Origin of the sequence: Roseateles sp. (assembly GCF_052436255.1) — a bacterium.
GTDB lineage: Bacteria > Pseudomonadota > Gammaproteobacteria > Burkholderiales > Burkholderiaceae_C > Pelomonas.
This window is the reverse complement of sequence record NZ_JBQVNP010000084.1, coordinates 1-23,002: the sequence shown is the minus strand read 5'-3', so window position 1 is coordinate 23,002 and position 23,002 is coordinate 1. Positions and strand designations below refer to the sequence as shown.

Genomic DNA, 23,002 nt, shown 5'->3' with positions numbered 1-23,002 from the left:
GCATCATGCAGTTGGTGGTGTCCGTAAAGGCGCCGTCGTCGGTCTGGATCCAGCAGATGCCGGTGCTGGGGCTGAACACCAGGCCGTCGGGGCTGGAGAAGTCCTGGTCGGCCGTCAGGCCCGACAGGTTGACCAGGCCGGGCGACGCGGTGGACTCGGCGCCGAAGAGGTAGACGTCCCAGCTGAAGCTGGTAGCGCCCGGCTCGCCGCCGGTTTCCTTCAGGCGCACGATGTGGCCGTTGACATTGCCCTGCTGGACGGTGGCGGCGTCCTTGATGTCCGAATAGGCGCGCGGGTTGGCGGCGTTGACCGGCGTTTGCGAGCCGGTCGGGGCGAGTCGGCGGCTGCTGTTGTTGGTCATCGTGAAATAGACCTCGCCGCTGGTCGGGTGGGTGCCGCACCACTCGGGGCGGTCCATCTTGGTGGCGCCCACGGCGTCGGCGGCCAGCCGGGCGTGAATCATCACGTCGCCGTCGTTGGCAAACGGATAGCCCGCGTAGCCGGCCACGGCCGGGTTGGCCATGCTCAGCTCGACCCAGTTGCCGCTGCCGTCGTCGTTGAACTTGGCAGCGTAGAGCTTGCCGCTGTCGAGGTATTTGTCGCCCGTGGCGATGCGGTCGGCCGGGGTCGCGTCGGCAGCCACCCAACTGGCGCTGGAGACGAACTTGTAGACGTACTCGCCCTGGGCGTCGTCGCCCATGTAGACCGCCAGGGGCTTGCCGGCGACCGGCTTGCTGAAGGCGGCACTCTCGTGCGCATAGCGACCCAGCGCCGTGCGCTTCTTGATCACCGACGTGGCGTTGTAGGGGTCGATCTCGGTGATGTAGCCCTGGCCGTTGATCTCATGGCGGTAGTCGTCGCTGCCGTCGGCCGACACGCCGCTGACGCTGGTGTTCCAGCGGGCGTACTTGTCGGCGCTGCCGGCGGTCTCCCAGCCGTAGCGGCTGGCGGCCGCGGCCGTTGCGGTGGCGTTGCGGCCGTAGCGGGTCAGGGCCGCGTTGGCGCCGGCGCTGCGCTTGGCGTTGTCGCCGGCGGCGCGGAAGAAATAGCCCGTCCAGTTCTCTTCGCCGGTCAGCAGCGTGCCCCAGGGCGTCTTGCCGGTGCCGCAGTTGTTGAGCGTGCCGCGGGTCTTGGTGCCCGACGGTGAGAACCTGGTGACCAGCAGCGCGTGGCCGCGCGCCGGGCCGGCGATCTCGATCTCGGTCAGGCCGGTGATGCGGCGGTTGAAGGCGGAGTCGCTGACCAGGGCGAACTTCCCCGCGGTCTTGCGGAACTCGGCGATGGCCACGCCGTGGGCATCGACCTCGATGTCGGTCTCGCTGGCCGGGCGGGGCAGGGCGCTGGGGCCCTTGGCATGCAGGAATTGCGGCGTGATGTATTCGAAGTTCATGCCCAGCAGCGCGCGGTCGCTGTTGGCTGCGTCGGGCGTGCCGGTGGCCGACAGGCCGAAATACTCCATGCCGTCATGGCAGTCGCCGGCGCGCTTGTCGAAGCCGCTGTCGCTGCCGTCGTTCTTGTAGGCCGCAACGCCAGCGAACAACGGGTCGCCGGTGGCGAACACCACGCTGGCGGTGTAGCCGGTGGGCAGCGTGATCGTGTCGTTGAGATTCTTGGACACGGCGGTGAAGCCCAGCAGCGTCTCCGTCGGCGCTGGCGCCGGTGCGGGCGCGGGGGCAGGCGCTGGCGCGGGGGTGGCGTCGCTGCCGCCACAGGCGGTCAGTGCGCTGGCGCCGAAGGCGGCCGTCATCGCGGTGCCGAAACTGCCGCGCAGCATGTTGCGGCGGCTCAGGCGCGCCTGCAGGACGGCTTCGAAGCGGGGGTTGTCGGAGCGGTTGGAATCTTCGTCGTCGAAGGAGGTGGCAACTGGCAGGTCAGTGAGGCGGCTCATTGAGGATGACATCCCGAAGGGTTGGAACACAGCCGGTCAGGCTAGGTCCCCTTCGTGAAATCGTCGTGAAACGCCTGCCGGCGCGGCGTTCAATCGTTCAGCACGTCCTGCGGGGCGCCGAACATGAAGCAGTCGACGAAGCTGAAATAGAGCGAGGCGTAGAACACCGTCGACAACATCAGCCCGATCGCCATCAGTGTCATGGGTGCGAACTGCCCCAGGCCCAGCAGGCCGAACACCAGACTGACGCTGCTGGCCACGGCCATCAGCAGGCCGCCCCACAGCAGCATGTTCACCGCGAACGCGCCCTTGTTGCGCCACAGCGCCAGCGTGCTGGAAAACAGCGCCTGCGCCACGCCCTGGCCGCCCCAGTGCACCAGGGCCGGCGCATGCCAGTAGGGTACCGACAGCAGACCCATCAGGCCCAACCGCGTGGCCAGGCCCCAGAACAGGCGCGGGTCGGTCGCCGCGTTGGCGATGGCTTCGCTGTCAGGGTTGTCGGCGTTCTCGGCGATCAGCTTCTGCAGGTCGCGCGTGCTGCCGCCGTCCACCCAGTCGGCCAGCAGGCCGACGGTCAGCATGGCGCCGGCATAGGCGAAGCACAGCAGCAGCTGGCTGCGGCGGCGCTCTGGCGTCAGCTTCAGCGGTGCGACGAACACGCCGATCGTCGGCGTCTTTTTCTGCAGCACCAGATGGGTGGCCAGCATGAAACCCAGCGACAGCAGCGGCAGGGCGGCCATCGTCAGCAGCAGACCGATGCCGGGGATCAGCATGACGACGAAGCCGGCGAACAGGAAGAGACCGAACATCCCGGCCAGCGCCAGGGGCTGGCGCTGGAAGACCTTGAAGCCGTGGCGTATCCACAGCCGGCCATTGCGCGCCGGTACCTGCTGGAGGTGGAGCTGCATCGTCGTCATTCGGCGGCCTCGCCGTGCAGGGCATGCCAGGGTTTGGCGATGCGCTCACGCAGCACGCGTTCGAAGTGACTGGGGTCGTGCGCCTTCAGCAGCGAGGCCTCGCGTGGCAGGTGCAGGTCATACAGGCGCGACACCCAGAAGCGCAGCGCCGCGGCGCGCAGCAGGGCCGGCAGCAGTCGGTGCTCGGCGCCAGACAGTGGCCGCTCGGTCTCGTAGGCGCAGACGAAGACGCTGGCGCGGTCCTCGACGAGGCGGCCATCGCTCAAGTCGACGCACCAGTCGTTCAGGCAGACGGCCAGGTCGAACAGCCAGGTGTCGACGCCGGCGAAATAGAAGTCGAAGAAACCTGTCAGCCGCTCGCGGCCCGGGCCCTCGCCGGGCTCGAACATGACGTTGTCGCGAAACAGGTCGGCATGAATGGGGCCCGTGGGCAGGTCGGCATAGCGGGCCGACGCCGCCAGCTGCTCCTGGTAGGCCAGCTCGCTCGTTAGCAGCTCGGCCTGAGGCGCGTCCAGAAACGGCAGCAGCTGCGGCACAACCTCGCGCCACCACGCCAGGCCGCGCAGATTGGGCTGGCGCAGCTCGAAGTCACGCCCGGCCAGGTGCAGTCGCGCCAGCGTGGCGCCGACCTGGGCGCAATGGAAGGCGCCGGGTGCAAGCTGGTGGCCGCCGTGCAGGCGATCGACGATGGCGGCGGGCTTGCCGGCCACCTCGAACAGGATCTCGCCACGGGCGTCCGCATGCGGCTCGGGCACCGGCACGCCGCGGCGGGCCAAGTGCTGCATCAGCCGCAGGTAGAAGGGCAACTGCTCAGCGGTCAGGCGCTCGAACAGCGTCAGCACGTAGCGGCCAGCCTCGCAGTCGACAAAGTAGTTGGTGTTCTCGATGCCGGCGCCAATGCCGCGCAGCGACGTGAGGCGCCCCAAGGAGAGGTGGTCCAGCAGAGCTTGCGCCTGGGCGGTGCTGACTTCGGTGAAAACGGCCATGGGTCCAAAAAGCGGCAGTGACGGCCCACAGGCCGCGCGCCATCAGAAATTGATAACTCGCCAGACCCGCGTGCCCGAGCCGCTCTTGCTGAGGCCCGTGCCGCTGCCACCGGCCGACTCGCGGCCCGCGTCAGTGACGACGATTTCGTAGTCCGGGGCCTTGGTCAGCTTGTTCTTGACCGTGACCTTCTTGGTTTCGCCGCGCACCTTCACTTCCTCGATGCGAACCTGGTCATCCTCGGCCACGGTCTTCTCGACCTTGGGTTCGGGCGGCGGTTCGGCGAAGGCGCCTGCAGCGCAGGCTGCAAGCAGGAGGAGTACGGCGGGGCGGAGCATGCTGCCGATTCTAGGTGGGAGGCTGCAAGACAATCACGGCCATGAGCAAACCCATCCTGTTGCTGGTCGACGGTTCCAGCTACCTGTATCGCGCCTATCACGCCATGCCCGACCTGCGCGGGCCCGAAGGCCAGCCGACCGGGGCCGTGCGCGGCATGGTGGCCATGCTGAAGAAGCTGCAGAGCGACATCGGTGCGGCGCACGCCGTCTGCGTCTTCGACGCGCCCGGCAAGACCTTTCGTGACGACCTGTATCCGGGGTACAAGGCCCAGCGCTCGCCGATGCCGCCGGAGCTGCGCGCCCAGATCGAGCCCATCCACGAGGTGGTCAAGCTGTTGGGCTGGCCCACGCTGACGGTGCCCGGCGTCGAGGCCGACGACGTCATCGGCACGCTGTGCTGCATCGGCGCCAACCAGGGCCACCGCGTCATCGTGTCGACGGGCGACAAGGACCTGTCCCAACTGGTCAACCCGGATGTCGAGCTCATCAACACGATGAGCGGCGAGCGCCTGGACGAGGCCGGTGTGCTTGAGAAGTTCGGCGTGCCACCCAACCGCATCGTCGACTTCCTGACGCTGATGGGTGACACGGTAGACAACGTGCCGGGTGTGGTGGGCGTGGGCCCCAAGACGGCGGCGAAGTGGGTGGCCGAATACGGGTCGCTCGACGGCGTCATCGCCGCGGCGCCCACCGTCAAGGGCAAGGCCGGCGAGAACCTGCGCGCCGCGCTGGACTGGCTGCCGATGGGCCGCACCTTGGTCACCGTGAAGGTGGACTGCGAACTCGCCGAGCACGTGGCCGGCTGGCCGGCGCTGGAAGACCTGGCCTTCCGCGCGCCGGACAAGGCGGCGCTGGCGGCCTTCTACACGCGCAATGGTTTCAAGGCCTGGATCGAGGAGCTGACCGGCGAGGCGCCCGCGCCCAAGCCGAAAGCGCCGGCCCTGGCCAATCCCGGTCTGTTCGACGAACCGGCGCCACCGGCCGGCGCCGCTGGCATGGCCCGCCAGTACGACACCATCCTGACTTTCGAGCAGCTCGACGCCTGGATCGCCCGCCTGCGCGCCGCGCCGCTGTGCGCGCTCGACACCGAGACCGATTCGCTGGACCCGATGGCTGCGCGCATCGTCGGCATCTCCTTCGCCGACAAGCCCGGCGAGGCCGCCTATGTGCCGCTGCACCACAGCGGCCCGGACGCGCCCCAGCAACTCGATTGCGAGGAGGTGCTGGCGCGCCTCAAATCCTGGCTGGAGGACGAGTCCGCCAAGAAGATCGGCCAGAACCTGAAGTACGACCGCCATGTGCTGGCCAATGCCGGCATTGCGCTGGCCGGCGTGCAGCACGACACGCTGCTGCAGAGCTATGTGCTGGAGGCGCACAAGACCCACAACCTCGAAGCCCTCGCCGAACGCCACCTCGGCCGCAAGGGCCTGAGCTACGAGGACCTGTGCGGCAAGGGCGCGCACCAGATCCCCTTCGCCCAGGTCGATGTGGCCAAGGCCACGACCTATTCCGGTGAGGACTCCGAGATGTGCCTGCACCTGCACAGCGTGCTGTGGCCGCAGATCGAGGCCGACGCCGGGCTGACGCGCATTTACCGCGACATCGAGATGCCCACGGCCGACCTGCTGGCCCGCGTCGAGCGCAACGGCGTACTGATCGATTCCGAACGGCTGAAGGCGCAAAGCCACGAGATCGGCCAGCGCCTGGTGCTGCTGGAATCGCAGTGTTACGACATCGCCGGCCAGCCCTTCAACATTGGCAGCCCCAAGCAGATCGGCGACATCCTGTTCACCAAGCTCGGCCTGCCCGTCATCAAGAAGACCGCCACCGGCGCACCGTCGACTGACGAGGAGGTGCTCAACGAACTGGCGGCTGACTTCCCGCTGCCGGCCAAGATCCTGGAGTACCGCGGCCTGTCCAAGCTCAAGAGCACCTACACCGACAAGCTGCCGCTGCAGATCAACGCCCACACCGGCCGCGTGCACACCAACTATGCGCAGGCGGTGGCGGTGACGGGGCGGCTGTCCAGCAACGAGCCCAACCTGCAGAACATTCCCATCCGCACCGCGGAAGGCCGTCGTGTGCGCGAGGCCTTCGTCGCGCCCGAGGGCTGCAGGATCGTCAGCGCCGACTATTCGCAGATCGAGCTGCGCATCATGGCGCACATCAGCGAGGACCCGGGCCTGCTGCGTGCCTTCCAGGAAGGCCAGGACGTGCACAAGGCGACGGCCAGCGAGGTCTTCGGCGTGGCGCTGGACGACGTGTCCAGCGAACAGCGCCGTTATGCCAAGACCATCAACTTCGGCCTCATCTACGGCATGGGTGCCTTCGGCCTGGCCGCGGCGCTGGGCATCGAGCAGAAGGCCGCCAAGGACTACATCGAGCGCTACTTCACCCGCTTCGCCGGCGTGAAGCGCTATATGGACGAGACCAAGGCCGCGGCGGCGGAGCGCGGCTATGTCGAGACGCTGTTCGGACGCCGCATCTACCTGCCCGAAATCCGCGGCGGCAACGGCCCGCGCCGCGCCGGCGCCGAGCGTCAGGCCATCAACGCCCCCATGCAGGGCACGGCGGCTGACCTCATCAAGCTGGCCATGCTGCAGGTGCAGACGGAGTTGGACCGCGCAGGCAAGCAGGCCAAGATCGTCATGCAGGTGCATGACGAACTGGTGTTCGAGGTGCCCGAAGCCGAGCTGGACTGGATGCGCACCGAAGTGCCGCGCCTGATGGCCGGCGTGGCGGACCTGAAAGTGCCGCTGCTGGCCGAGGTGGGCGTAGGCAGCAACTGGGAAGAAGCCCACTGATCGCCGCCCGCCATCCCCTGTATTTCCTATTTTTCCCAAAATAGGGAAAATGCGGGCATGCCAGTCGGGAGCCTCCTCATGTCAGCCGTCCTCGAACAAGCCATTGCCGACCAACTGCCCAGCGTGTCGGCCACCCAGCTCGTCGCGGGAATCCAGAAGGTCGGCCGCACCGTTGCCGCCCATGGCGCGGTGTTGATCACCAAGCATGACCAGCCGGCCTTCGTGCTGATGTCGGTCGAGCGCTACCGCGAGATGCAGCGTGCCGCCGAGCCCGACCTGGGCGCCCTGGGCGGCGAGTTCGACGCGATGCTGGCGCGCATGCAGGGGCAGGAGGAGGCGCTGGCCGATGCTTTCGCGATGCCGCCCGAGGCTGTCGGCGCAGCGGCCGTGAAGGCCGCCAGGCCGCGCAAGCCGGTTCGCAAGGCTGCCTGAATGAGACGGCCCCTCGCCCAGTCTGGCCTCGCTGGACGCGGGCCGACCTGGTCGGTCCCCCGAGGGGACGGCGATGCTTGCCGGATTGACCGGCAAGCACATTGCCTGTGGGGCCGGCTTGGGAGCGGCCCGGCGCTCGGCCCGATGGCTTCAGGCGCAACGGATCGCTGAGTTGCCGGCCCGCCTGTTTGTCATCGCCGGCGTCAACGGCGCCGGCAAGAGTTCGCTGGGCGGTGCGGCCATTGCCGCCAGCGGCGCCGACTTCTTCAACCCCGACATCTCCGCCGCGCAGCTGCGCGAGCAGCAGCCCGGCCTCTCCGCCGAACAAGCCAACGGCCTGGCCTGGACCCTGGGACGGCGCGGCGTCGAGAAGGCGCTGGCCGAGGGCCTGACCTATGCCTTCGAGACGACGCTGGGGGGCACCAGCATGACGAAGTTGCTGCTGGACGGCGCACGCGGTGGTGCCGAGGTGCATGCCTGGTACGCGGGCCTGGCCACGCCCGAACTGCACTTGCGCCGCATCCAGGCCCGCGTGGCGGCGGGCGGCCATGACATCCCTGAGGCCAAGGTGCGCGAGCGCTTTGACGCCAGCCGCAGCAACCTCGTCAAGCTGATGCCGATGCTGGCCAGCCTGCGCCTGTACGACAACAGCTTCGAGGCCGACCCGCGGCTGGGTCGCCGGCCGCAGCCGGTGCTGCTGCTGCACATGCAGGGCGGCGGGGTCGTGTCGCATGCGCCGTTGCGCAGCGTGCCGGCCTGGGCCAGGCCCCTGCTCGCAGCGGCCCTGCGTTGACTATCATCGGCCCGCCTTGAAGGGAGCTGAGTGATGAAGGTCTTGCTGGTCGATGCGTTTCCGATGGTGCGCGCTGCGCTCACCGGGCTGATCGAGCAGCACTTTGCCGGCGCCCAGGTGCATGGCGTTGACAGCGTCGCCGCGGCGCGCGCCGCGCTGGCCGAGGGCATCCCCCGCCTGGTGCTGCTGGACCTGCACGTGGACGGCGGTTTCGAGCTGCTGCAGCAGATCCACGGCGAACACCTGCTGCTGCCGGTTGTGGTCATTTCGGGCAGCGACGAGACCGAGGAAGCACTGCACGCCCTGAGCGCAGGCGCGATGGGCTACGTGCCCGAGCGCAGCGACCTCGACACCCTGGTGCAGGCCCTGCACCTGGTGCTGGCAGGGGGCACCTATGTGCCGCCGCTCAAGCCGCGTGCCGACGAAACGCCGCAGCAGGCTGCGCGCCCGGCGGCCCCTTCCCAGGCCTGGGCCGAGCTGCCGCTGACGCCGCGGCAGAAGGGTGTGCTGGACCTGCTGGCGCGCGGTCTGTCCAACAAGGAGATCGCGCGCGAGCTCAATGTCAGCGTCGACACCGTCAAGGACCATGTCGCCGCCGTGCTCAAGGCGCTGGGCGCCAACTCGCGGACGCAGGCCGTGCTGATTGCCACCCAGAAGGCGACGCGCTAGAGGCGCTTCTTCACCTGGTCCTTGAACCAGCCGGATTCAAGGTAGGCATAGAAGTTCCTGCCCGGGCAGACGGTCTGGCGGCTGTGGTCCTTGTGGCTGGCGATCGCGTCCAGGCCCAGCCCGTGTTCTCGCGCCAGCCAGGCGGCCACGTCGACAGCGGCCTTCAACTGCGCCGCGGTCGGCTGCTGCTGCTCGAAGTTGCCGACCAGCATGACCAGGGCGTGGCCGCGCGGGTCGTACTCGGTGTTGGTGTCGCCGGCCTGGGCCAGCGGCCGGGCGGCGTAGATGCGGCCGTCGGGCGCGATGACGTAGTGGTACGGAATGTCGGCCCAGCGCTTGGTCAGGCGCGACCACTGCTGCAGGCGGCGCAGATAGGCCTCGACGTTGGTCCCGTCCTTCCAGGTCTCGCCCTGGTGGTGCAGGGTGATGTGGGTGACGCGCTGCGGCGCGGCGGCCGGCGTTGGCGCACTGCCGCCCCACGTGTCGACGCTGACGATGGCGGGCGCGGGCGGCGTGCCGGCGCAGCCGGCCAGGGCCATCAGCGCGGCGAGGGCAAGGGCGACTCTCATCGGACGGCCTCAATGGCGCTCAGCACCGCTTCGGCGGTCGCTGGGGCGCGCAACGGCGGGTCGCAGCGCCTGGGCCCGCAGGCCGCGCAGGCGTCCTTGATGGCCAGCAACGCCGCAAAGCCCAGCAGCAAAGGCGGCTCGCCGACCGCCTTGCTGCGGTGGATGGTCTCGCTGGCATTGGGCGCGCCGAACAGCGCCACGTGCAGCTCGGGCGGGCAGTCGTTGGCGGTCGGGATCTTGTAGGTGCTGGGCGCGTGCGTCGTCAGCAGGCCGGTTGTCGGGTGCCAGACGAGTTCTTCCATCGTCAGCCAGCCCATGCCCTGGATGAAGCCGCCTTCGATCTGGCCGATGTCCAGCGCCGGGTTCAGGCTGCTGCCGACGTCATGCAGGATGTCGGCGCGCGTGATGCGGCTCTCGCCGGTCAGCGTGTCGACCAGGGCCTCGCAGACGGCGCCGCCCCAGGCGTAGTAGTAGAACGGGTGGCCCTGCAGCTTGGCGCGGTCCCAGTGCAGGCCCGGCGTGGCGTAGAAGCCGTCGCTCCACAGCTGCACGCGCGCCAGGTAGGCCGCGGTGACCAGGTCGCAGAAGGCGATGCTCTGGCCGCCACCGCTGACCTGGCCGGCGTTGAAGACGATGAATTCGGGCGCGCAGCCGAAGCGCTTGGCCGCGAGCGCCGCCAACCGCTGCTTGATCTTGCGCGCCGCATCCTGCGCAGCCTTGCCGTTGAGGTCGCTGCCAGTGGAGGCGGCCGTGGCCGATGTGTTGGCGACCTTGCTGGTGTCGGTGGCCGAGCAGCGCACGCTTGCCAGCGGCAGGCCCAGCTCTTGGGCGACGACCTGGGCGACCTTGGTGTTCAGCCCCTGGCCCATTTCGGTGCCGCCGTGGTTCACGAGCACCGAGCCGTCGGTGTAGACATGCACCAGGGCGCCGGCCTGGTTCAGATGGGCGACGTTGAAGGAGATGCCGAACTTGACCGGCGTGAAGGCCAGGCCCTTCTTCAGCACGGGGCTGGTGGCGTTGAAGGCCGCAATCTCGGCGCGGCGCTCGGCATAGCGGCTGCTGGCCAGCAGCTGGGCCGTCAGCGCCTGGGCATGCAGTTCCTCGACCGGCTGGCCATAGGGCGTCACATGCTGGCCAGCGGTGTAGAAGTTGCGCTGCCGGACCTCGGCCGGATCCAGCCCCAACTGCCGCGCGATGCCGTCCAGGATCATCTCGATGGCGATGGCGCCCTGTGGCCCGCCGAAGCCGCGGAAGGCGGTGTTGCTCTGCGTATTGGTCTTGGCGCAATAGCCGTGCATGGCCACATGCGGCAGCCAGTAGGCGTTGTCGAAGTGGCAGAGCGCGCGGGCCATCACCGGCGCGGAAAGGTCGGCGCTGTGGCCGGCATTGGCGATCAGGTCGATGTCGACGGCGAGCACGCGGCCCTGGTCATCGAAGCCGACGTCCCAGCGGTAGTCGAAGCCGTGGCGCCGGCCCGTGATGAGGAAGTCGTCATCGCGGTCCACGCGCAGCTTGACCGGTTTCTTGAGCTTCAGCGCGGCGATGGCGGCGATGCAGGCGAACAGCGCCGACTGACTCTCCTTCCCGCCGAACCCGCCGCCCATGCGCCGGCATTGCACGGCGACGCGATGGGCCTGCCAGCCGACGGCGTGCGCAACCAGCTGCTGCATCTCGCTGGGGTGCTGGGTGGAGCAATGCACCAGCAGGGCCTCGCCGCCCTCCTGCGGCAGCGCCAGGCTGATCTGGCCTTCCAGGTAGAACTGCTCCTGGCCCCCCAGGCTCCACGTGCCCTGCAGCCGATGCGGTGAATGGGCGAGGTGTGCCGCCGGCTCGCCGCGCGTCAGGTGCATGGGCGGCAGGACATGCTGGCCGGCAGCATGCGCGGCCAACGCAGTCAGCACCGGTGGCAGCGGCTCGGCCTGGATGACCTGCCTGGCCAGGCCCGCCGCGCGGCGCGCCAGCTCGCGGTTGGTCGCGATGACGGCGAACACCGGCTGGCCGACATAGCGCAGTTCACTCGCCGCCAGGATGGGATCGTCATGCAGCAGCGGGCCGCAGTTGTTCTCACCAGGGATGTCGGCGGCGCTGAGCACGGCGACCACGCCCGGCATCCGGCGGATGCGCGCCAGGTCGATGCCGGTCAGCCGGCCGTGGGCGAGGGGCGACAGGCCCAGCGCGGCGTGCATGGTGCCGGCCGGTTCGGGCAGATCGTCGATGTAGGGCGCGGCGCCGCGGACGTGCAGGTGGGCCGATTCATGCGGCGCCGACGTGCCGACGACGGCCTCGGCGGCGGGAAGGGCTTCGGGCTTGTTCATGCCGGCACCTCCTGCAGGGACGGCCAGATGCCGATGGGCGCGCTGTGGGCGCCGGCGGTCTCCAGCCACAGCTTGGTGAACAGGTTCTGCGCGACCTTGAGCCGGTAGTCGGCCGACGCACGCATGTCGCTCAGCGGCTTGAAATCCTGCGGCAAGGCGGCGGCCGCGGCCTTCGCGGTGGCTTCGCTCCACGGCTGGCCGACGACGGCGGCCTCGGTCGCAGCCGCGCGCCTGACGGTGGCGGCCATGCCGCCGAAGGCCAAGCGCGCCTCCTCCACGATCCCGGCGTCCAGCCTGATTGCCAACACCGCGCAGACGGCCGAGATGTCGCTGTCATGCCGCTTGGCGATCTTGTGCGCACTCAAGCGCCAGTCGGGCGACGGCAGCGGGACGTGCAGCGCCTCGATGAACTCGCCGGGCTGCAGGTCCTTCTTCATGTAGTCGAGGTAGAAATCCTGCAGCTTGAGGCGGCGCTGGCCGGCACCGCGGCGCAGGATGACGTCGGCATCAAGCGCGATCAGCGCCGGTGCGCCGTCGCCGATGGGCGAGCCGTTGGCGATGTTGCCGCCCAGCGTGCCCGCATGCCGCACCGGCGGCGCGGCGAAGCGCAGCCACAGCTCGCGCAGGCGCGGCACAGCGGCGGTCAGCGCCGCCCAGCTGTCTTCCAGCGAGGCCGCGGCGCCGATCCACAGGCCGCCGTCTTGCTGCCGGATCTCGCGCAGCGCCGCCACGCGTCCGGTGTAGATGAGGTCGCCGAGATCGCGGAACTGCTTGTTGACCCACAGGCCAACATCGGTGGAGCCGGCCAGCAGCGTGGCCTGCGGATGGGTCTCGCACAGCAGGGCGAGGTCGGGGATGCTCTGCGGCGCATGGAAGCGCGCGCCGGCCGCGCCATAGTCCAGCGGCTCGTCGGCGGCCAGGGCTTGCAGCGCCTGCGCAATGGGCGCGCGGTCCAGGCAGCGGGCCGGCATGTCGAACATCTGCTCGCCCGCGTCCAGGATGGGCCGGTAGCCGGTGCAGCGGCAGAGGTTGCCCGCCAGCGCATCGGCCAGCTGCTGGCGCGTGGGCCGGGTGCCGGCGGCCTGGTGGGCCTCGTAGCAGGTGGTCAGGCTGATGACGAAGCCGGGTGTGCAGAAGCCGCATTGGGAGCCGTGGCAGTCGACCAGAGCCTGCTGCGCGGGGCTGAGCTGCGCGGGGCCGCCCAGGTCTTCGACGGTCAGCAGCGCGCGGCCGTCCAGCGTGGGCAGAAACTGGGTGCAGGCATTGACGTTGCGCAGCTGCAGCTGGCCCGATCCATCCAGCTCGCCCTGGATGACGGTGCAGGCGCCGCAGTCGCCCTCGGCGCAGCCTTCCTTGGTGCCGGTGCAGCCGGCGTGTTCGCGCAGGTACTGCAGCACCGTCGTCGTCGCGGGCAGGTCGGTCACTTCGACGACCTCGCCGTGGTGGAAGAAGCGAACGGGGCGTGGATCTTGTCGGGTATTCATGCTGACGCCGATTGTCGAGCGTTGCCTCAGAATTGCCATATGAGTTTTACTAACCAGGAAAAATTGACTGACAGCGCGCGTCGATGGGCCTTGCGGGGCGATCTGCTGGACTTCACGGGCGCCCCGGTTTGGGGCGAGACCGATTCACCGGCCGTGCGATTCGACCGCGACCACTGGCTGCTGATCGAGGACGGCCGCATCGTCGGCCGCCAGGCTGCGGCGCCGGATGAAAGCTGGCCGCGCAAGGACCATGCCGGCCAGCTGGTCATGCCCGGGTTCATCGATACCCACGTGCATTGCCCGCAGCTGGAAGTCATCGGCTCCTATGGCACGGAGCTGCTGGACTGGCTGGAGCGCTACACCTTCCCGAGCGAATGCGCCTTTGCCGACCCGGCCCGCAGCCATGCCGGCGCCGAGGTGTTCCTGGACGCGTTGCTGGCCAGCGGCACGACCTCGGCGGTCGTCTTCGCAACGGTGCACAAGGTCTCGGCCGAGGCGCTGTTCGACAGCGCCGACGCACGCGGCATGCGCCTGATCACCGGCAAGGTGCTGATGGACCGCCACGCGCCGGACGGGCTTCGGGACGACGTGGCGCAGGCCGAGAAGGACTGCATCGACCTGATCGACCGCTTCCACCGCCGGGGCCGCCTCGCCTACGCCGTGACGGTGCGATTTGCGCCCACCAGCACGCCCGAGCAACTTGCCATGGCCGGCGCGCTGTGCCGGGCGGATGCCAGCCTTTTCATGCAGACCCACGTGGCCGAGAACCGCGCCGAGGTCGACTGGGTGGCCCGGCTCTTCCCACAGGCGCGCAGCTACCTCGATGTTTACGCGGCCGCCGGCCTGGTGCATGAGCGCGCCGTGCTGGCCCACGGCATCTGGCTGGACGAGACCGACAAACGCCTGATCCAGGACCGCGGCGCCCAGGTGGCGCATTGCCCGTCGAGCAATCTCTTCCTCGGCAGCGGCTTGTTCGACTGGCCGGGCGCGGATTTCAATGTCAGCCTGGCGTCTGACGTCGGTGGCGGCACGTCCCTGAGCCTGCCGCGCAACATGCAGGACGCCTACAAGGTGCAGGCCCTGCGCGGCGCGCGGCTGACGGCCTGGACGGCGCTGCATGCGGCCACGCGCGGTGCGGCCCAGGCGCTGCATTTGGGTGGCGAGATCGGAGGGCTGGGCGTGGGGCAAATGGCCGACATCTGCGTCTGGGACTGGGCCATGGGCCCGGTCGCCCAGGCGCGCGATGCCGTGGCCCGTGAACTGCACGAGCGCGTCTTCGCCTGGATGACGCTGGCCGACGAACGCAACCTGTCGGCCTGCTACGTGGCCGGCCGTCAGCGGGTCTGACGGCCCGTCTGGGCCAATCGACGCTTCGTCACAAGCCGAGTGCGGCGTGTGGGCCGCGTCGCTACCGTGACGGCGTTGTCCTTCCAAGGAGTCCGTCGATGCTCGGCTTTCTGCTCTGGTGCCTCCTGTTCGTCGTTTGCTGGCCGCTGGCCATCCTGGCGCTGCTGCTATGGCCGCTGGTCTGGCTGGTCGCGCTGCCGTTCAGGCTGTTGGGCATCGCGGTGGACGGCGTCTTCGGGCTGCTGCGCGCCGTCGTCATGCTGCCCGCCCGCGTGCTGGGCGGGCGCTGACCCGGATCAGGGCCGCCGCGGGCGGTTCTTGTCCCAGATGGCGACGACGATCAGCGCATACGCCAGCAGGCGGACCATGTAGTGCACGGGGTCGCCTTCGTTCCATGAGGCCGTCATCGCCATGTGCACGCGGTTGGCGGCCTCGATCCAGAACGACAACATGAAGAACAGGAAGAAGCGGTCCCGCGTGCTGCGCCAGTAGCGCAGGAAGGCCAGGCCCACGACGAAGCAGCCCGCCGCGATGCCGCCCACCAGCGTGGCTGCCACCAGGTCGTTGCTCATCCTTCCTTCTCCATGATGAGGGCGATGGCCAGCACCCAGACCGATACCAGGCCCAGCACCAACCGCGCCGGCAACAGAGTGATGTCGGGGAAAACGACCCGGTCGAGGATGAGCAGCACGTTGTTCGCGGTCAGCCCGGCAAAGCACAGCCCGCTCCACAGCAGCAGCCGCGCCTGGCTGCGAGCGTAGGCGCGCAACAGGAGCCAGGTGCAGGTCAGCGCCGTCATGGCGCACAGGGTGTAGATCAGCTTGTCCAACTCAAGGCTCCCTTCTGAGCTTGAAGGCATCGGCGAACAGGTGAGCGCTCTTGTGCGTGGCGCTGTGGATGATCTGCGTCACGCCGATCAAATTGGCCGCATAGCAGTCGGCGAACTGGTCCCAGGCCTTGGCGAGCTGTTCGTCACGCGGTCGATAGCGATAGCCGACCGCACTCTCTTCCAACACGCCGGCCTCGCGGGCCACCTGCAGCAGGTCGAGGGCTGCGCGTTCGGAGATGTACAGCGCCCTTGCGACATCGCTCCCGGTGTGCGCCTGGTCGGCATGCAGCCGCAGCAGCAGCACCGCCTCCGCATACGGGACGGACGGCACACTGGTCAGGACAAACCGCCTGACATCGTCCTCGATAACTCGGCGTGTGCTCACTCGGGGGGCAAGGTCGCGCCCAGGTGCGGCGTGGTGTCGTTGGAATGAAAGCCGGGCCGTGGCGGCGCAGCGCGCGTCGTCGTGACTGTAAGCCAGCTCGGCGCGTCGGACGCCATCGGTGGCGCCTACGACGGCGTAACAGGCCGCTCCACGCCCCAGCGCCGGTAGAGCTCGGTCGCCGAGCCGGTGCGCAGCCACTGCTCGAAGGCCCGGTCATACCGCCGCGACAGTTCCTCTCCCGTGGCGCTGCGGGCGAAGGCCATATGACCATGCAGCACGTCCAGCGGCGGCGAGCAGCGCGCCACCGCGTCGGTCAGGTTCAGGCGCTGCAGCACGGGCTGACAGTTGCGATCATTGGCGGCAAACAGCTCGACGCGACGCTTGGTCAGCATCAGCAGTCCGGCGTCGACGCTCTGCACCCAGGTCAGCTGGTTCATCGAGGTCTTCATGCGCTCGAAACGGCTGCCATAGGCCCAGCCCCGCACGGCCGCCACCGGCGTCTGCGCCAGCGTGCCGAACTCGCCGCTCCAGCGCGCCTCTTCGCCGCGGCGGGCATACCAGACCATGGCGTCGGAATAGAAGGAGCGCACGCTGAACAGCATGCGCCCTTCGCGCTCGGGCGTGCGGTAGGGGCCGATGAGGATGTCGGCCTCGCCCTGCTCCACCATCAGTTGCGCGCGCGACCATGGCAGCCATTCGCAGCGCAGGCTGTCGCCGAAGAGCTGGCCCAGCAGGTCCACCGCCAAGCCCTTGGGCGCCTGTCCCTCGGACCCTTCGAAGATGCGCGCGAACTGCGAGCCCACGGCGCGCAGCGGCGTCGCACGGGCAGGTGGCGCCAACCCCAGCCCGGCCATCCAGCCCAGCCCCGCCTGACAGCACGCGCGTCGTGTCGACATGCTCAGCCTCCTGTTGTCGGAGATGGGCTGATGATGCGCGCCGGCGGCGCAAGGATCAAGGAATGTCGAATTCGCGCAGGCCGAAACCGCGCCCGGCGCGCCTGTCTTCGAAGAAGCAGCGCAAGGTCTCGCGCGTGGTCTTGAAGGCGATCTCGTCCCAGGGGATCTCGCTTTCGCTGAATAGCCGCGCCTCCAGCGACTCAGGGCCGGGCTTGAAATCCGGCGAGCGTAGCCGGGCGAGGTAGAAGAGGTGGATCTGGCCGACGCGCACGACATTCAGCAGGGTGTACAGCGACCCCATCTCGATGTCGGCGCCCGCCTCCTCGTGCGTCTCGCGCAGCGCGCCCTGGGCCGTCGTCTCGCCCAGTTCCATGAAACCCGCCGGCAGCGTCCACAGCCCATGGCGCGGCTCGATGGCGCGGCGGCACAGCAGCACGCGGCCGTCTTTCTCCCAGACCGGCAGCGTGCCGACGACGTTCAGCGGGTTCTGGTAGTGGATGCTGTCGCAGGCCGCGCAGATGGCGCGCTCGCGGTTGTCGTCGGCCGGCACGCGGTAGTCCACGGCCGAGCCGCAGTGGGGGCAATGTTTGAAGCGGCTCGGCAAAGGCATGCGAGCCAGTTTAGAGGCCGCAAAATGGCTGACCATGAAGCTCTACAACTACTTTCGGTCGTCGGCGTCGTGGCGTGTGCGCATCGGCCTGGCGATCAAGGGCCTCGGCTACGACTATGCGTCCATCCACCTGGCCAAGAACGAGCAGTTCGCCGAACCCTTTGCGAACCAGCAGGTCTCGCACCTCGTGCCGGCGCTGGTGCTGGACGACGGCCGCTGGCTGAGCCAGTCCATGGCCATCCTCGAGTACCTGGACGAGACCCACCCCGAGCCACCGCTGCTGCCGCGCGACCCGCTGGCGCGGGCGCAGGTGAGGGCGCTGGCCCAGGACATTGCCTGCGACATCCATCCGCTCAACAACCTGCGCGTGCTGCGCTATCTGAAGAACGAGGTGGGCCAGGAGCAGGCGGCCATCGACCGCTGGTACCGCCACTGGGTAGCGACAGGTCTTGCCGTCGTCGAACAGCGTCTGGCGCAGACGGCGGGTCAGTTCTGCTTTGGCGACGCGCCGGGCCTGGCCGACTGCCTGCTGGTGCCCCAGATCTACAACGCCGAGCGCTTCGAATGCCCGCTGGAGGCCTATCCCACGGTGATGCGCGTCAACGCCGCCTGCCTGGCCCTGCCCGCCTTCGCGAACACCCACCCCAGCGTCTGTCCCGATGCCGCTTGATCCCACCCACTGGCTGCGGCCCGGCTGGCCTGAGGCCACGGCCTTCATGACGACACTGGGCGCCAATTTCGGCCGCAAGGCCGGCGACCCGGCGCAGGCGCGGGCCAACCGCGCCGGACTGGCGGGCCTGCTCGGCGCGCGGCCGGTGTTCCTCGACCAGGTCCACGGCGCCGCTGTCGTGCGTCTGCGCGCCGACTGGCATGACGACAACGCGCCGCAGGCCGATGCTGCGGTGTCGACCGAGCCCGGACTGGCCGTTGCGATCCTGGTGGCCGATTGCCTGCCGGTGCTGTTCTGCGCGCCCGGTGGGGTGGCCGGCGCGCATGCGGGCTGGCGCGGCCTGGCGGCCGGTGTACTGGAAAATACGGTCGCCGAGCTTTGCGAGGCCGCCGGCTGCGAGCCGTGTGACGTGAAGGCCTGGCTGGGCGCCTGCATCGGCCCGGCGGCCTTCGAGGTCGGCCCCGAGGTCGTGGCTGCCTTGGGCCGCGAGCCCATCGAGCGCGATCAGCCGGGCTTTCTTTACCGCCCCAATCCCGCGCCCCGCTGGCGCGTTGACCTGCCCTTGCTGGCTCGAGAAAGATTGATCTCGGTCAATGTCACCCAAATTAGCGGCGGCAACTGGTGCACCCTGACCGATGATTCACTTTTCTTCTCGTTCCGGGGCGAGGCCCTCGGGCGGGCCCGGGGCCGCATGGCTGCCTGCATCGCCCTCCGGAGTTGATGCGGCGGCGAGTTCGGCTGCACGGCGGCGGCGCTTGCGGCCCGGCGTGCCGAGGATGTAGGTGAGCAGGCCCAAAGGAAGGACGCCATAGAGCAGCAGCGTGACGAAGGCGCCGAACAGCGAGCCCTGCGGGCTCACGGCTTCGGCTGCGGCCATCATCAGCGCAACATAGGCCCAGGCGATTGCGACGAGGTACATGGCGGGGGTGTCACTGGCACGTCAGCGCGTGCGGTTACAAAGCAGGGTCGGCGGGATGTGGCAAGCTTATTGCAACAGGCCGAGACAACACCGCTGATGCGGTAGCTCCGAGGAATACATGGTCACTCGCAAGAAGAACGAAGCGCCGCCCGCAACGCAGGGCCAGCCCTTCGCGGACCTGATGCAGCAGATGGCTCATCTGCCGCAGATCTCCCCCACCGCACTGGCCGAGTTGCAGGCCGACTACCTGAAGCAAGCCACGGCCTTGTGGAACACCTCGCTGGGCCAGGGCGAGGTGCCCGCCATCGGCGACCGCCGCTTTGCCGCGCCCGAATGGCGGGCCAACCCGGCCGCCAGCTTCATGAGCCAGCTCTACCTGCTCAACGCGCAGACCCTGTCCAGGATGGCCTCGGCCGTCGACGCCGACGATAAGACCAAGGCGCGCATCCGTTTTGCCGTCCAGCAGTTCGTCGATGCCGTGGCGCCGAGCAACTTCCTCGCGCTCAACCCCGAGGCCCAGAAGCTCGCGCTGGACAGCAAGGGCGAGACCCTGTCGCGCGGCCTGCAGCATCTGTGGGACGACGTGCAGCGCGGCCATGTGTCGCAGACGGACGAGAGCGCCTTCGAGGTTGGCAAGAACGTCGCCACCACCGCCGGCAGCATCGTGTTTGAGAACGATCTCTTCCAGCTCATCGAATACGCGCCGCTCACCGCCCAGGTGCATGCACGGCCCTTCCTGCTGGTGCCGCCCTGCATCAACAAGTACTACATCCTCGACCTGCAGCCGGACAATTCGCTGATCCGCTACGCCGTGTCTGAAGGCCACCGCGTCTTCGTCGTCAGCTGGCGCAACCCGGACGTGTCCATCCAGCACCTGACCTGGGATGACTACATCGAGCAGGGCGCCATCCGCGCCATCCGCGTTGTGCAGGAAATCGCCGGCCAGGACAAGATCAACGCCCTGGGTTTTTGCGTCGGCGGCACCATCCTCGCCACGGCCCTGGCCGTGCTGGCTGCGCGCGGCGAACAGCCGGCCGCCAGCCTGACGCTGCTGACGACGCTGCTGGACTTTGCCGACAACGGCATCCTGGACATCTTTGTCGACGAGGCGATGGTGCGTCTGCGTGAAGCGACGTTAGGGCCTGATTCGCCCAAGGGCCCGCAGCTGCTGCACGGGCAGGAACTGGCCACCACCTTCAGCTTCCTGCGTCCCAACGACCTGGTCTGGAACTACGTCGTGGGCAACTATCTCAAGGGCGAGGCGCCGCCAGCGTTCGACCTGCTGTACTGGAACGGCGACTCGACCAACCTGCCCGGCCCGATGTACTGCTGGTACCTGCGCCACACCTATCTGCAGAACGAACTGAAGCAGCCGGGCAAGCTGACCGTCTGCGGCGAGAAGCTGGACCTGGGCGCCATCGACGCGCCGGTCTACATCTACGGCTCGCGCGAGGACCACATCGTGCCTTGGCAGGCGGCCTACCGCAGCACCCAGTTGCTGACGGGCAAGAAGCGCTTCGTGATGGGGGCCTCGGGACATATCGCGGGCGTCATCAATCCGCCGGCCAAGGGCAAGCGAAGCCACTGGATCGGCAAGGGCGCGACGCTGCCCGCGGACGCCGAGGCCTGGCTCAGCAACGCCACCGAGCACCCGGGAAGCTGGTGGCCGGACTGGTCGGCCTGGCTGGCCTCGCATGCCGGCCCAAGCAAGCCCGCACCCAAGGTGCCGGGCAATCGAAAGTACAAGGCGATCGAGCCCGCGCCCGGTCGCTACGTCAAGGTCAAAGCCTGATCGTTTTTAAGGAGACATCCATGAGCAAAGAAGACATCGTCATCGTCGCCGCAGCGCGCACCGCCATCGGCAAGTTCGGCGGCACCCTCGCCAAGACGCCGGCCACCGAACTGGGCGCGGCCGTCATCCAGGACCTGCTGCGCCGCACCGGGCTGAGCAGCGACCAGGTCAATGAGGTCATCCTCGGCCAGGTGCTGACGGCCGGCGTCGGCCAGAACCCGGCGCGCCAGGCGGTCGTCAAGGCGGGCCTGCCGCATGCGGTGCCGGCCATGACCATCAACAAGGTCTGCGGCTCGGGCCTGAAGGCCGTCATGCTGGCCGCGCAGGCCATCCGTGACGGTGACAGCGACATCATCATTGCCGGCGGCCAGGAGAGCATGAGCCTGAGCGCCCACGTGCTGCCGAACTCCCGCGACGGCCAGCGCATGGGTGACTGGAAGCTGATCGACACCATGATCGTCGACGGCCTGTGGGACGTGTACAACCAGTACCACATGGGCATCACCGCCGAGAACATCGCCAAGAAGTACGGCATCACGCGCGAGCAACAGGACGCGCTGGCGCTGGGCAGCCAGCAGAAGGCCGCCGCGGCCCAGGACGCCGGCCGCTTCAAGGACGAGATCGTCCCTTTCAGCATTGCGCAGAAGAAAGGCGACCCCGTCGTCTTCGCCGCCGATGAGTTCATCAACCGCAAGTCCAACGCGGAAGCCCTCGCCGGCCTGCGCCCCGCCTTCGACAAGGCTGGCAGCGTGACGGCCGGCAATGCCTCGGGCCTGAACGACGGCGCCGCCGGCGTGGTCGTCATGACCGCCAGCAAGGCTGCCGCGCTTGGCCTCACGCCGCTGGCGCGCATCGCCTCCTACGCTTCAGCCGGCCTGGACCCCGCCTACATGGGCATGGGCCCCGTGCCCGCCGCCAAGCGCGCGCTGGAGCGCGCCGGCTGGAAGCCCGCCGACCTGGACCTGCTGGAGATCAACGAAGCCTTCGCCGCCCAGGCCTGCGCCGTTCACAACGAAATGGGCTGGGACCTGAGCAAGGTCAACGTCAACGGCGGTGCGATCGCGCTGGGCCACCCCATCGGCGCCAGCGGCTGCCGCGTGCTGGTCACGCTGCTGCACGAGATGGTCAAGCGCGACGCCAAGAAGGGCATTGCCAGCTTGTGCATCGGCGGCGGCATGGGTGTCGCCCTGACGGTCGAACGTTGATACCCTCACTCAATCACAACAGGAGACATCCATGAGCCAAAAAGTCGCATACGTCACCGGCGGCATGGGCGGCATCGGTACCGCCATCTGCCAGCGCCTGCACAAGGAAGGCTTCAAGGTCATCGCGGGCTGCGGCCCGAGCCGCGACTTCACCAAATGGCTGGATGAGCAGAAGGCGCTGGGCTATCAGTTCTACGCCTCGGTCGGCAACGTCGCCGACTGGGACTCGACCGTCGAAGCCTTCACCAAGGCGGTGACCGAGCATGGCGCCATCGACGTGCTGGTCAACAACGCCGGCATCACCAAGGACCGCATGTTCCTGAAGATGACGCCGGACGACTGGCACGCGGTCATCGACACCAATCTCAATAGCATGTTCAACGTCACCAAGCAGGTGGTGCCGGGCATGGTGGAAAAGGGCTGGGGCCGCATCATCCAGATCAGCTCGGTCAACGGCGAGAAGGGTCAGGCCGGCCAGACCAACTACTCGGCCGCGAAGGCCGGCATGCACGGCTTCACGATGGCGCTGGCACAGGAGCTGGCCTCAAAGGGCGTCACGGTCAACACGGTCAGCCCCGGCTATATCGGCACCGACATGGTCCGTGCGATCAAGCCCGAGGTGCTGGAGAAGATTGTCGCGACCATCCCCGTGAAGCGCCTGGGCAAGCCTGAGGAAATCGGCTCCATCGTCGCCTGGCTGGCCAGCGAGGATTCGGGCTTCTCGACCGGTGCCGATTTCTCATGCAACGGCGGCATGCACATGGGGTGAAAGTCGGACCGCACCGACCCCACGAGCCGGCTTCGAGCCGGCTTTTTTCTTTGGCCCGGCGGCGCCGCATCGTGGCCCCGACGCGGGCCGGCGGTCATTCGGCATGGATATCATGCGGGCCGTTTTTTAGCCGGACGCGAAGGAGATTGGCATGGCCATGGATGTGGTGGATTACGAGATCAAGGGTGCAGAGATGCAGTTCGTCGAGGTCGAGCTCGACCCCGGCGAGGCGGCCATCGGCGAGGCCGGTTCGATGATGTTCATGGATGCCAACATCGCCATGGACACGGTGTTCGGTGACGGCTCGGCCAACCAGGGCGGAGGCTTCTTCGGCAAGCTGCTGGGCGCCGGCAAGCGGCTGATCACCGGCGAATCGCTGTTCACGAC

General features: G+C 68.4%; 25 protein-coding genes. 12 read left to right on the top strand and 13 right to left on the bottom strand.

The features are described 5' to 3' along the window. The 4 genes from ACT6S0_RS17720 to ACT6S0_RS17705 all read right to left on the bottom strand — a co-directional run. Window positions 1-1,888: PhoX family protein (locus ACT6S0_RS17720; protein WP_444765112.1), on the bottom strand; the 1,888-nt coding region annotated here is incomplete at its 3' end. Between the two features lie 89 nt (window positions 1,889-1,977). Continuing rightward, window positions 1,978-2,796, bottom strand: coding sequence for a BPSS1780 family membrane protein (locus tag ACT6S0_RS17715; protein ID WP_444765111.1), 819 nt, complete (start codon window positions 2,794-2,796; stop codon window positions 1,978-1,980). A gap of 5 nt (window positions 2,797-2,801) precedes the next feature. Then, entirely contained in the window at window positions 2,802-3,791 is a 990-nt protein-coding gene (locus ACT6S0_RS17710; RefSeq protein ID WP_444765110.1) for a homoserine kinase, read from the bottom strand. Between the two features lie 42 nt (window positions 3,792-3,833). Then, window positions 3,834-4,127 (bottom strand): hypothetical protein, encoded by a 294-nt coding sequence (locus tag ACT6S0_RS17705; RefSeq protein ID WP_444765109.1) that lies wholly within the window; start codon window positions 4,125-4,127, stop codon window positions 3,834-3,836. A gap of 41 nt (window positions 4,128-4,168) precedes the next feature. Between ACT6S0_RS17705 and polA the strand changes: the two genes are divergently transcribed. The 4 genes from polA (at window position 4,169) to ACT6S0_RS17685 (ending at window position 8,825) form a co-directional block, all read left to right on the top strand. After that, on the top strand, window positions 4,169-6,931 hold the full coding sequence (gene polA / locus ACT6S0_RS17700) for a DNA polymerase I (protein WP_444765108.1): 2,763 nt from the start codon (window positions 4,169-4,171) through the stop codon (window positions 6,929-6,931). A gap of 78 nt (window positions 6,932-7,009) precedes the next feature. After that, window positions 7,010-7,363 (top strand): type II toxin-antitoxin system prevent-host-death family antitoxin, encoded by a 354-nt coding sequence (locus ACT6S0_RS17695; RefSeq protein ID WP_444765107.1) that lies wholly within the window; start codon window positions 7,010-7,012, stop codon window positions 7,361-7,363. Window positions 7,364-7,535: 172 nt separating this feature from the next. After that, window positions 7,536-8,156 carry an AAA family ATPase gene (locus ACT6S0_RS17690; protein WP_444765106.1) on the top strand — a complete coding sequence of 207 codons (621 nt, stop codon included), beginning with the start codon at window positions 7,536-7,538 and terminating at the stop codon, window positions 8,154-8,156. A 33-nt stretch (window positions 8,157-8,189) separates the two neighbouring features. Next, complete coding sequence (locus tag ACT6S0_RS17685; protein WP_444765105.1) at window positions 8,190-8,825, top strand: response regulator transcription factor; 636 nt, start codon at window positions 8,190-8,192, stop codon at window positions 8,823-8,825. Here ACT6S0_RS17685 and ACT6S0_RS17680 read toward each other — a convergent pair. The 3 genes from ACT6S0_RS17680 to xdhA are packed head-to-tail and all read right to left on the bottom strand — an operon-like array spanning window position 8,822 to window position 13,193. After that, complete coding sequence (locus ACT6S0_RS17680) at window positions 8,822-9,394, bottom strand: peptidoglycan recognition protein family protein (protein WP_444765104.1); 573 nt, start codon at window positions 9,392-9,394, stop codon at window positions 8,822-8,824. The genes ACT6S0_RS17685 and ACT6S0_RS17680 overlap by 4 nt on opposite strands. Next, complete coding sequence (gene xdhB / locus ACT6S0_RS17675; protein WP_444765103.1) at window positions 9,391-11,709, bottom strand: xanthine dehydrogenase molybdopterin binding subunit; 2,319 nt, start codon at window positions 11,707-11,709, stop codon at window positions 9,391-9,393. Before xdhB ends, ACT6S0_RS17680 begins: the two co-directional genes overlap by 4 nt. Beyond that, window positions 11,706-13,193 (bottom strand): xanthine dehydrogenase small subunit, encoded by a 1,488-nt coding sequence (gene xdhA / locus ACT6S0_RS17670; RefSeq protein ID WP_444765102.1) that lies wholly within the window; start codon window positions 13,191-13,193, stop codon window positions 11,706-11,708. Before xdhA ends, xdhB begins: the two co-directional genes overlap by 4 nt. A gap of 39 nt (window positions 13,194-13,232) precedes the next feature. On the opposite strand from xdhA, the gene guaD reads away from it, so the two are divergent. After that, complete coding sequence (gene guaD, locus ACT6S0_RS17665; RefSeq protein ID WP_444765101.1) at window positions 13,233-14,540, top strand: guanine deaminase; 1,308 nt, start codon at window positions 13,233-13,235, stop codon at window positions 14,538-14,540. 98 nt (window positions 14,541-14,638) lie between these two features. Next, the gene (locus ACT6S0_RS17660) at window positions 14,639-14,830 is read left to right on the top strand and encodes a hypothetical protein (RefSeq protein WP_444765100.1); all 192 of its coding nucleotides are present in this window, start codon (window positions 14,639-14,641) and stop codon (window positions 14,828-14,830) included. Window positions 14,831-14,836: 6 nt separating this feature from the next. Here ACT6S0_RS17660 and ACT6S0_RS17655 read toward each other — a convergent pair whose 3' ends face one another. From ACT6S0_RS17655 to ACT6S0_RS17635, 5 genes are all read right to left on the bottom strand, one after another. Further along, window positions 14,837-15,112, bottom strand: coding sequence for a DUF5985 family protein (locus tag ACT6S0_RS17655; protein WP_444765099.1), 276 nt, complete (start codon window positions 15,110-15,112; stop codon window positions 14,837-14,839). Further along, window positions 15,109-15,369: a DUF5985 family protein gene (locus tag ACT6S0_RS17650; protein ID WP_444765098.1), complete on the bottom strand. Its 261-nt coding sequence runs from the start codon at window positions 15,367-15,369 to the stop codon at window positions 15,109-15,111. Before ACT6S0_RS17650 ends, ACT6S0_RS17655 begins: the two co-directional genes overlap by 4 nt. 1 nt (window position 15,370) lies before the next feature. Further along, entirely contained in the window at window positions 15,371-15,754 is a 384-nt protein-coding gene (locus ACT6S0_RS17645; RefSeq protein WP_444765097.1) for a hypothetical protein, read from the bottom strand. A 125-nt stretch (window positions 15,755-15,879) separates the two neighbouring features. Continuing rightward, the gene (locus ACT6S0_RS17640) at window positions 15,880-16,650 is read right to left on the bottom strand and encodes a substrate-binding periplasmic protein (protein ID WP_444765096.1); all 771 of its coding nucleotides are present in this window, start codon (window positions 16,648-16,650) and stop codon (window positions 15,880-15,882) included. 55 nt (window positions 16,651-16,705) lie between these two features. Beyond that, the gene (locus ACT6S0_RS17635) at window positions 16,706-17,260 is read right to left on the bottom strand and encodes an NUDIX hydrolase (protein ID WP_444765095.1); all 555 of its coding nucleotides are present in this window, start codon (window positions 17,258-17,260) and stop codon (window positions 16,706-16,708) included. A 34-nt stretch (window positions 17,261-17,294) separates the two neighbouring features. Here ACT6S0_RS17635 and maiA point away from each other — a divergent pair, with 34 nt between their 5' ends. Together maiA and ACT6S0_RS17625 are read left to right on the top strand one after the other, a co-directional pair. Then, the gene (gene maiA / locus ACT6S0_RS17630) at window positions 17,295-17,930 is read left to right on the top strand and encodes a maleylacetoacetate isomerase (protein WP_444765094.1); all 636 of its coding nucleotides are present in this window, start codon (window positions 17,295-17,297) and stop codon (window positions 17,928-17,930) included. After that, the gene (locus ACT6S0_RS17625; protein ID WP_444765093.1) at window positions 17,920-18,651 is read left to right on the top strand and encodes a polyphenol oxidase family protein; all 732 of its coding nucleotides are present in this window, start codon (window positions 17,920-17,922) and stop codon (window positions 18,649-18,651) included. The genes maiA and ACT6S0_RS17625 overlap by 11 nt, the downstream gene beginning before the upstream one ends. On the opposite strand, the gene ACT6S0_RS17620 is transcribed toward ACT6S0_RS17625, so the two are convergent. Further along, the gene (locus ACT6S0_RS17620; RefSeq protein ID WP_444765092.1) at window positions 18,571-18,849 is read right to left on the bottom strand and encodes a hypothetical protein; all 279 of its coding nucleotides are present in this window, start codon (window positions 18,847-18,849) and stop codon (window positions 18,571-18,573) included. The two genes, ACT6S0_RS17625 and ACT6S0_RS17620, sit on opposite strands and share 81 nt — an antisense overlap. A gap of 181 nt (window positions 18,850-19,030) precedes the next feature. On the opposite strand from ACT6S0_RS17620, the gene phaC reads away from it, so the two are divergent. From phaC to ACT6S0_RS17600, 4 genes are all read left to right on the top strand, one after another. Then, window positions 19,031-20,641 carry a class I poly(R)-hydroxyalkanoic acid synthase gene (gene phaC, locus ACT6S0_RS17615; RefSeq protein WP_444765113.1) on the top strand — a complete coding sequence of 537 codons (1,611 nt, stop codon included), beginning with the start codon at window positions 19,031-19,033 and terminating at the stop codon, window positions 20,639-20,641. 20 nt (window positions 20,642-20,661) lie between these two features. Further along, window positions 20,662-21,846, top strand: coding sequence for an acetyl-CoA C-acetyltransferase (locus ACT6S0_RS17610; protein ID WP_444765091.1), 1,185 nt, complete (start codon window positions 20,662-20,664; stop codon window positions 21,844-21,846). Window positions 21,847-21,877: 31 nt separating this feature from the next. Next, window positions 21,878-22,615 carry an acetoacetyl-CoA reductase gene (gene phbB / locus ACT6S0_RS17605; protein ID WP_444765090.1) on the top strand — a complete coding sequence of 246 codons (738 nt, stop codon included), beginning with the start codon at window positions 21,878-21,880 and terminating at the stop codon, window positions 22,613-22,615. Window positions 22,616-22,766: 151 nt separating this feature from the next. Further along, window positions 22,767-23,002 (top strand): AIM24 family protein (locus ACT6S0_RS17600; protein ID WP_444765089.1); only part of this gene is annotated, 236 nt, incomplete at its 3' end.